At 61.0% G+C, this 8,452-nt stretch carries 6 protein-coding genes and 2 pseudogenes; 7 read left to right on the top strand and 1 reads right to left on the bottom strand.

Going from position 1 to position 8,452, the window contains the following annotated elements:
- Positions 1 to 317, top strand: a pseudogene (locus AC1DWF_RS27880) (transposase); the annotation flags it as partial.
- A 311-nt stretch (positions 318 to 628) separates the two neighbouring features.
- On the opposite strand, the gene AC1DWF_RS27885 reads toward AC1DWF_RS27880, so the two are convergent.
- A complete protein-coding gene (locus AC1DWF_RS27885; RefSeq protein ID WP_476784328.1) occupies positions 629 to 1,648 on the bottom strand; it encodes a LacI family DNA-binding transcriptional regulator in 1,020 nt (339 codons plus the stop codon).
- Between the two features lie 279 nt (positions 1,649 to 1,927).
- Here AC1DWF_RS27885 and AC1DWF_RS27890 point away from each other — a divergent pair, with 279 nt between their 5' ends.
- From AC1DWF_RS27890 to AC1DWF_RS27915, 6 genes and pseudogenes are all read left to right on the top strand, one after another.
- Positions 1,928 to 2,974, top strand: coding sequence for an ABC transporter substrate-binding protein (locus AC1DWF_RS27890; RefSeq protein ID WP_476789557.1), 1,047 nt, complete (start codon positions 1,928 to 1,930; stop codon positions 2,972 to 2,974).
- 65 nt (positions 2,975 to 3,039) lie between these two features.
- Complete coding sequence (locus tag AC1DWF_RS27895) at positions 3,040 to 3,861, top strand: ATP-binding cassette domain-containing protein (protein WP_476784330.1); 822 nt, start codon at positions 3,040 to 3,042, stop codon at positions 3,859 to 3,861.
- Positions 3,858 to 5,120, top strand: coding sequence for a sugar ABC transporter permease (locus AC1DWF_RS27900; RefSeq protein WP_476784325.1), 1,263 nt, complete (start codon positions 3,858 to 3,860; stop codon positions 5,118 to 5,120). Before AC1DWF_RS27895 ends, AC1DWF_RS27900 begins: the two co-directional genes overlap by 4 nt.
- 27 nt (positions 5,121 to 5,147) lie before the next feature.
- Positions 5,148 to 5,876 (top strand): SDR family oxidoreductase, encoded by a 729-nt coding sequence (locus AC1DWF_RS27905; protein WP_476784326.1) that lies wholly within the window; start codon positions 5,148 to 5,150, stop codon positions 5,874 to 5,876.
- A gap of 59 nt (positions 5,877 to 5,935) precedes the next feature.
- Positions 5,936 to 7,567, top strand: a complete 1,632-nt coding sequence (locus AC1DWF_RS27910; protein ID WP_476789559.1) for an FGGY-family carbohydrate kinase — start codon at positions 5,936 to 5,938, stop codon at positions 7,565 to 7,567.
- A 99-nt stretch (positions 7,568 to 7,666) separates the two neighbouring features.
- Positions 7,667 to 8,452, top strand: a pseudogene (locus tag AC1DWF_RS27915) (IS5 family transposase); the annotation flags it as partial.

Raw genomic sequence — 8,452 nt, forward strand, 5'->3', positions numbered from 1 at the left:
CTCGCAGGTGGAGCCGCTGCTCGACCTCGCAGGTGGAGCCGCTGCTCGACCAGATCGATGGAGAGATCGGCCAGTTCACAGCCGATGGCGCCTATGACAGCGAGCCAACCTACAAGGCCGTCGCCAACCATAGCGGCAGTGCAGCGATCGTCATACCGCCGCGTGCAAACGCAATCGAGCGGGCAGATACCGAACCTCTCAGCCAGCGGGACCGGCATATCGCGGCGATCAACATAGACGGCCGGATGAAATGGCAGGCTGCGACCAGCTACGGTAAGCGCTCGCTCGTTGAGACCGCGATCGGCCGCTACAAATCCTACGCATCCGATCAGGCATGCGTCGCGCAACTTCGATTGGCATAGTCCATCGCCGACGCGGGGGAAAAAGTAGTCGACAGTGCCCGCTCAAGCCATGTTCTGTCGTCCATTTTCGCCGTTTCCCGGCTAATCCCGCATATTCCCGGCAAAACCCTAGAACTGCCAACCGATCTTGCGCGTTACACTTTTATATCGAGCAGACAGATCACGTCGACTTCTGGCGCGTGCTACGTGGCATCCGAGACATTCAAGAGCGGCTCCAAGACTCGGCAGAGTGACGAGCATCGTGGGTCAGAGCCGAGTTGCTCGCTCTAACCAACCTTTTCCACGATCGGCGGAATTTGAACCGTTTTCACCTCAGAAGCGCCGGAATCGATGATCTCGAAGACCGCATCGAGCATTCCAGGAACATCTTGGCGAATCATTTCGATGTGATCGCCAAGCATCGCCACGAAGGGATCCCAATCGAAGCAGCCGAGCAGCGGCATACGGTCGGCGTACAGGCCTGACCCACGAAGCCAGCGCATGACTCCTTCGAGCGATATGGTCGAGTTCACGAACATGCCACGAGGCAGAGCACCCACGGTTTCGGCTAAGTGTTTCATGGCTTGCTCAGACTTCTCTGGCGCGTAACCCCACGTCAAGATGAGCCTTTCATCGACCTCGATGCCAGCTTCGGCGTGGGCTGTGCGGAAGCCCCGCACGCGCTCGGACGTATTGTGATCGTTTCCGCGCCCTCCGACAAACAGTAACGGGGTCATTTCGCCGAATTTCTTCTCGCTGTTCGCAAGCACCCGCCGCGTCAGCTCGAGCGCGCCGCCATAATTGTCCGAGATGACCGAAGGTGCTCGCGTACCTGGCAGGTCGAGGTTCACGGTACGAACGCCCGCAGCCGAGCACAGATCCACTACTCTGTCTGGATCGGTCGCACCGGTGGCGATCAGGCAGTCGACCTGATAGGACAACATGGCCCTTGCCGCTTCTATTTCCAGCGCAGGATCGCGGCGGGTACAAGTTACGATGGGAAACAACCCCCTGTCGCGCGCCATCGCCTCGAACCGCTCGACGATCGACCCGAAGTAGCGGTTGTCGTATTTTGGCACGATCATACCGATGATCTTCGAACGTTCCCGGCGCAGCACGCTTGCCTGCATATTCAGCGCATAGCCCTGCTCTTCGGCGAGCAGTGTGATCTTTTGCGCAAGCTGAGTGCTGATGCGCCGCTTCTTCCAGTTTCCGTTCAACACAGCACTCACAGCGCTTGCCGACGTGCCGGCCAGCTCGGCCAGATCGTAGATCGTCGTACGTTTTGTCAGCGTGCTYCGCTTCACGAATAAGGTCTCCACTTCCGAGCCACCTTGACATCAACGGAGATACGGAGCAATTCTGCTTCATCGATTGAGCAAGCTTGCGCAATCGATGTAGTTGCCAGCAAAGCTAAGCTGACTCGGGGAGGAGTCGGATCAGGAACCGGGACAATCGACGCGGCAGCGCAAGTTGCAACGCTCGATTTCGTGCGCCACGACGGCGAATGGCGCAGCGAGGCCTGAACTCTGACATTTCCTCCGGAAGCCTAGCTTGCGGGCCCAAATCATTGGTGGAGGAAACTTATGAAGACGCTTACTTATTTGCTTGCCTCGGCCGGCCTGGCCGTGACGCTCGGCAGCGCTGCGATGGCGCAGGAAGCTGCCACCGTTGCCTTTCTAATGCCGGACCAGGCCTCGACCCGCTACGAACAGCACGACTATCCAGGCTTCAAGGCCGAGATGGCTAAGCTTTGTCCGAGCTGCACGGTCATCTACCAGAACGCCAATGCCGACGTGGCCTTGCAGCAGCAGCAATTCAATTCCGTGATCGCCCAGGGCGCCAAGGTCATTGTTCTTGATCCGGTCGATTCCGCAGCAGCCGCGGCATTGGTCGAAATTGCCCATTCCCAGGACGTCAAGGTCATCGCATATGACCGTCCGATCCCCAGCAAGCCGGCGGACTACTACGTTTCCTTCGACAATGAAGGCATTGGCCGCGCCATCGCGCAGTCGCTTGTCGACCATCTGAAGGCTTCCGGCGTTCCAGACGGGGCAGGCGTGCTCCAAATCAACGGCTCGCCGACCGACGCTGCCGCCGGCCTCATTCGCGACGGCATCGATTCCGCCCTCGACGCATCGCCCTACAAGACACTTGCCGAATTCGACACGCCAGACTGGGCGCCGCCGAAGGCTCAAGAATGGGCTGCCGGCCAGATCACCCGCTTCGGCGACCAGATCAAGGGCATCGTTGCCGCCAACGACGGCACGGGCGGCGGTGCGATCGCAGCGCTGAAGGCAGCGGGCGCCAAGCCGGTCCCGCCGGTCACCGGCAACGACGCAACCATCGCCGCCCTGCAGCTGATCATTTCGGGCGACCAGTACAATACGATCTCGAAGCCTTCCGAAATCGTGGCGGCCGCAGCCGCCAATGTCGCCGTGAAGCTTTTGAAGGGCGAGACGCCCGAAGCGCCCAACAAGCTCTATGACACGCCCTCGCAGCTTTTTGTCCCGGCCGTCGTTACGGCTGAAAACATCAAGGCGGAGATTTTCGACAAGGGGATCAACAAGCCCGAAGAAATCTGCACCGGCGAATATGTTGAAGGTTGCCGCAAACTCGGCATCATCAACTGACGCTGCAAATTCGTGCCCGGCCGCGCTTGGCGTGGCCGGGTGCTTTCGGTCGAGAGGTCAAGGCCATGACAGCTAACATCCAGAGTATCCCCGCCAAGGGCGAGCCAGTGCTGCGGCTGCGCGGCATCTCCAAGAACTTTGGCGCAGTATCCGCGCTCACCGACATCGAGCTCGACATCAATGCCGGCGAGGTCGTGGCGCTCGTGGGCGACAACGGCGCTGGCAAGTCGACGCTTGTCAAAATTCTCGCCGGTGTGCACCAGGCGACATCAGGCACCATCGAATTCTGCGGACAAGGGGTGGTCCTCGACAGTCCCGGCACCGCACTTGGCCTTGGTATTGCGACTGTGTTCCAGGACCTGGCCTTGTGCGAAAACCTTGATGTCGTAGCCAACCTGTTTCTCGGCCATGAGATGTCGCCATGGAATCTGGACGAGGTCGCCATGGAAGTCCGCGCCTGGAGGCTCCTGCGCGAACTCGCCGCGCGAATTCCCTCTGTTCGCGAGCCCATCGCGTCCCTGTCGGGTGGCCAGCGCCAGACGGTCGCGGTGGCGCGCTCGCTTCTGCTCAACCCCAAGGTGATCATGCTCGACGAGCCCACGGCGGCGCTTGGCGTCGCTCAGACCGCCGAGGTGCTCAACCTGATCGAACGCGTCCGCGAGCGCGGCCTCGGTGTCATCATCATCAGCCACAACATGGAAGATGTGCGCGCCGTAGCTGACCGCATCGTCGTACTGCGGCTTGGACGGAACAACGGCGTGTTTTTGCCGGACGCTTCCAGCCAGGAACTCGTCGCCGCAATCACAGGCGCCACGGAAAATTCCGTCTCCAGACGTCTCGACCGCAAGGCCGGCCTGGTCAACGAAACAAGCGGGGGAGCCGCATGAGCCAGAACCTTTCAAACAACCTCTCCCAACCCGAACAGAAACTTGACCGCAGCGATGAACGCGTGCGCCGCGACGAGGGTATCTTTGGAATGATGCGCGGGTTCGCTGACCGCGTGCGCTCCGGCGACCTCGGAATGCTGCCGGTCGCCGTCGGGCTCATCGTCATTTCGGTCGTCTTTTCGGCTCTCAACCCAATTTTTCTTGCGCCCAACAACTTGGTGAACCTGCTCTTCGATTGCGCCACCGTCGGCGTCATCTCGCTCGGGATCATCTGTGTGTTGGTGCTTGGCGAGATCGACCTCTCCGTTGGCTCCATGAGCGGCCTGGCGTCCGCTATGGTGGGCGTGCTGTGGGTCAATATGGGTTGGCCCGTCGCCGGTGCGATTATCGCAGCCCTTGTCGTTGGCGCCTGCGTTGGGCTGCTTTACGCCACCCTCTACAACCGCCTCGGGATGCCGAGCTTTATTGCCACGCTCGCCGGCCTGCTGGCGTTGCTCGGCCTGCAGCTCTACATTCTCGGGCCGACTGGTTCGATCAACCTGCCCTATGCCTCGTCTCTCGTTCGCTTTGGCCAGATCCTCATCATGCCGGACTGGCTTTCGCATGGGCTAGCGCTGCTGCCAGGCATCGCGATGATCGCCAAGGGCATGCGCACCATGGGTCAGCGCCAGGCAGCCAACCTTTCAGCCCAGCCGCTCGGCACGCTTATCCTGAAAGCCATTATGCTGACCGTTGCGCTCGAACTGGCAGTCTTTTATCTCAACCTCGGCCGTGGCGTGCCATGGATGTTCGGCCTCTTCGTCGCTCTCGCCGTGATGCTCAACTACGCGCTGACGCGCACCCAGTGGGGCCGCTCGATGTTCGCCGTGGGCGGCAACAAAGAAGCCGCACGACGCTCTGGCATCAATGTGCGCAGGATATATATGAGCGCCTTCGTGCTCTGCTCCACGCTGGCAGCGCTGGGCGGTGTCCTTTCGGCCTCACGACTTGCCTCCTCGAGCCAGCAGGCCGGCACTGGCGACGTCAACCTCAATGCGATCGCGGCAGCTGTCATCGGCGGCACTAGCCTCTTCGGCGGACGCGGTAGCGCCTATTCGGCCCTGCTCGGGATTATCGTCATCCAAGCGATTTCAAATGGCTTGACGCTTTTGAATCTCAGCTCGTCGCTTCGCTACATGATTACCGGCGGCGTCCTGGCCATCGCGGTCATCGTCGACTCTCTGGCGCGGCGCTCTCGGGTCAGCCACGGCCGCGCCTGACCCAATATATCGAAATGGAGTTATAAAATGGCAGATCTCATGAAGGGCAAAGTCGCAGCCATCACAGGCGCTGCCTCCGGCATCGGGCTCGAATGCGCGCGTACACTTTTGGCCGAAGACGCAAAGGTCGTCCTTATCGACCGCGCACAGGACAAGCTGGTGCAGCTCTGTAAGGAATTGGGCCCGAACGCCTTGCCACTTGTCGTCGACCTGCTCAAGCCGGCCGAGGTGTCCGGCATGCTGCCGCGGATCATCAAGATCGCCGGCAAGCTTGATGTCTTCCACGCCAATGCCGGCGCCTATATCGGCGGTCCGGTTGCCGAAGGCGACCCGGATGCCTGGGACCGGGTTCTCAATCTCAATATCAACGCAGCCTTCCGCTCAGTGCATGCTGTGCTGCCCTACATGATCGAGCAGAAGTCCGGCGACATCCTCTTCACCAGTTCGATTGCCGGTGTCGTACCCGTTGTCTGGGAACCGATCTACACGGCCTCGAAATTCGCCGTTCAGGCCTTCGTCCACAGCACCCGGCGCCAGGTGGCCCAGCACGGCGTGCGCGTAGGCGCGGTGCTGCCAGGCCCGGTGGTCACGGCCCTGCTCGACGACTGGCCGAAGGAAAAAATGGACCAGGCGCTCGCCAATGGCAGCCTGATGCAGCCGAAGGAAGTGGCCGATGCGGTGCTCTTCATGCTGACGCGTCCGCGTAACGTCACGATACGCGATCTAGTGATCCTGCCAAACAGCGTCGATCTTTGAGTGTCGCAGACGAAGGTTGTTGCCTTCGCCGATCCAATTCTGATTGCAGGCGGTAGACCATGACCAACACTTCCTCCGCACGCCCCACGGGCGGCGAACGCTATCTTATCGGCGTTGATGTCGGGACCGGCAGCGCAAGGGCGGGCCTGTTCGACCTTACCGGCAACATGCTGGCATCGGCCAAGCGCGATATCACGCTCTGGCGCGAGGCTGGTTCAATCGTCGAACAGTCGAGCACCGAGATCTGGGCAGCCGTCTGCGCCTCGGTCCGCGAGGCGGTCGCCAACGCTGGCATCGATCCACAGACTGTCGTCAGTGTCGGGTTCGATGCGACCTGTTCGCTCGTTGTCCTCGGCAAGGATGGCAGTTCTCTGCCCGTGGGACCCTCAGAGGATCCGCAGCGCGACATCATCGTATGGATGGACCACCGCGCAGTACCCCAGGCGCAACGGATCAATGCGCAGGGCCATGAAGTCCTGCGCTATGTCGGCGGACGCATCTCGCCCGAGATGGAGACGCCGAAGCTGCTGTGGTTGCATGAAAACCGCCCCGAGGTCTTCGATGCCGCGTGGCAGTTCTTCGATCTTGCCGACTTCCTCACTTGGCGCGCGACGGGGGATCTTGCTCGCTCGACCTGCACGGTTACGTGCAAGTGGACCTACCTCGCACATGAGAAGCGCTGGGACTCGAGCTACTTCCGGCAGATCGGCCTCGGTGTGCTTGCGGACGAGGATTTCTCACGCATCGGCCAGGATGTGGTGGATCCGGGCTCAGCAGTCGGAAACGGTCTGACTAAGCGTGCGGCCCAAGAACTTGGTCTGCCTGCTGGCACTCCGGTGGGCGCAGGCATGATCGACGCTCATGCAGGCGGCATTGGAACAGTGGGAGTGGACGGCCTCCCACAGAGCAATCTCGGATACGTCTTTGGCACCTCGTCCTGCACGATGACCTCAACCGTAGCACCGGTGTTCGTGCCCGGTGTTTGGGGACCCTATTATTCGGCGATGGTCTCAGGCATGTGGCTGAACGAAGGCGGCCAATCCGCGGCCGGAGCTGCTATCGAGCAACTCCTGTCTTTCCATCCTGCGGCCGGCGAGGCACAGGAACTGGCGGAAACCGAGGGTGTCTCGCTTCCGGTCTTGCTCGCCGAGCTTGCCGCGAAGAAGGTTGCAAAGCTTTCCCAGGCGGTAGAATTGGCCGACGGCCTTCATGTCGTCCCGGAATTTCTCGGCAACCGTGCGCCCTTTGCCGATCCGCATGCCCGCGCTGTCGTTGCCGGCCTTGGCATGGAGCACGATATCGACAATCTCGTTTCACTCTACATCGCGGGACTGTGTGGTATCGGCTATGGATTGCGTCAGATCATCGACGTGCAGGCGTCATCCGGCGCGACGATCGAAAAGATCGTCATAAGCGGGGGTGCTGGCCAGCTCGACATTGTCCGCCAACTCCTTGCCGACACAACTGGAAAGCCGGTTCTGGCAACGCGCTCGGAAGAGCCTGTTCTGTTGGGAGCAGCCATTCTCGGGAGCGTGGCTGCCGGGGTGTTCGCTGACATCGGCTCTGCGATGACGAGCCTTTCGCGTACGGATGCCACCTATACCCCTGCTGATGGGAAAACTGCTAAGCAACATGCCCACAGATACACCGCCTTTCAGAAACTTCAGGCGGTCGCGCGGGAAATCCGTTAGCGCCTCGGAGTTGCTGCCACGACGCAGTATTGGTGYACGGATCGTTTAGCGGCGATGGCGTAGTCGAGGGGCGATTGAAATAGCCGGTTCSTCATCTTCATGCCCTTCAAACATTGTGCCTCCCGCCGCCATCGCATCGGCAAGATGAAGTTGCAGGTGACGAACTGSCGGGAATATGACGCAGGTCTTCGCCGACGAGGAAGCCTGACGCTCTGGCTCACGCCGGAAGCCTTGTCGTCTTGGCGAGCRCCGAAGCGGACGACCCGCGGCGGCCAGCCGCGCTACTCCGATCTGGCGATTGAAACTGCTCTGACGCTGGGCCTGGTGTTCGGCCTGCGGCTGCGTCAGGCGGAGGGCTTGCTGGCATCGGTGCTGCAGTTGATGGGGCTGGATCTCGCCGTCCCCGATCATACGACGCTGAGCCGTCGGACAAGCATCTCCCGAATGCCTGGTAGGCGGCAAGGTCGCCGGTTTCCAGGAGACGGACCCGTACATGTCCTCATCGACAGCACCGGCTCGAAATCTATGGCGCCGGGCAGTGGCTGGAGGAGAAGCACGGCGTCAGATCGCGGCGAAGCTGGCGAAAGCTGCATCTGGCGCTGGAAGCCGACAGCGGTGATATCATTGCTCACATCATGACCGATCAGGACACTGGAGATTCCTCGCAGGTGGAGCCGCTGCTCGACCAGATCGATGGAGAGATCGGCCAGTTCACAGCCGATGGCGCCTATGACAGCGAGCCAACCTACAAGGCCGTCGCCAACCATAGCGGCAGTGCAGCGATCGTCATACCGCCGCGTGCAAACGCAATCGAGCGGGCAGATACCGAACCTCTCAGCCAGCGGGACCGGCATATCGCGGCGATCAACATAGACGGCCGGATGA

Source organism: Aminobacter sp. P4_D5 (assembly GCF_056401815.1).

What these genes read in the sequence shown, in the direction of transcription:
- AC1DWF_RS27890 (WP_476789557.1), top strand. Translation starts at nt 1,928, where the DNA reads ATGAAGACGCTTACTTATTTGCTTGCCTCGGCCGGCCTGGCCGTGACG.
- AC1DWF_RS27895 (WP_476784330.1), top strand. Translation starts at nt 3,040, where the DNA reads ATGACAGCTAACATCCAGAGTATCCCCGCCAAGGGCGAGCCAGTGCTG.
- AC1DWF_RS27900 (WP_476784325.1), top strand. Translation starts at nt 3,858, where the DNA reads ATGAGCCAGAACCTTTCAAACAACCTCTCCCAACCCGAACAGAAACTT.
- AC1DWF_RS27905 (WP_476784326.1), top strand. Translation starts at nt 5,148, where the DNA reads ATGGCAGATCTCATGAAGGGCAAAGTCGCAGCCATCACAGGCGCTGCC.
- AC1DWF_RS27910 (WP_476789559.1), top strand. Translation starts at nt 5,936, where the DNA reads ATGACCAACACTTCCTCCGCACGCCCCACGGGCGGCGAACGCTATCTT.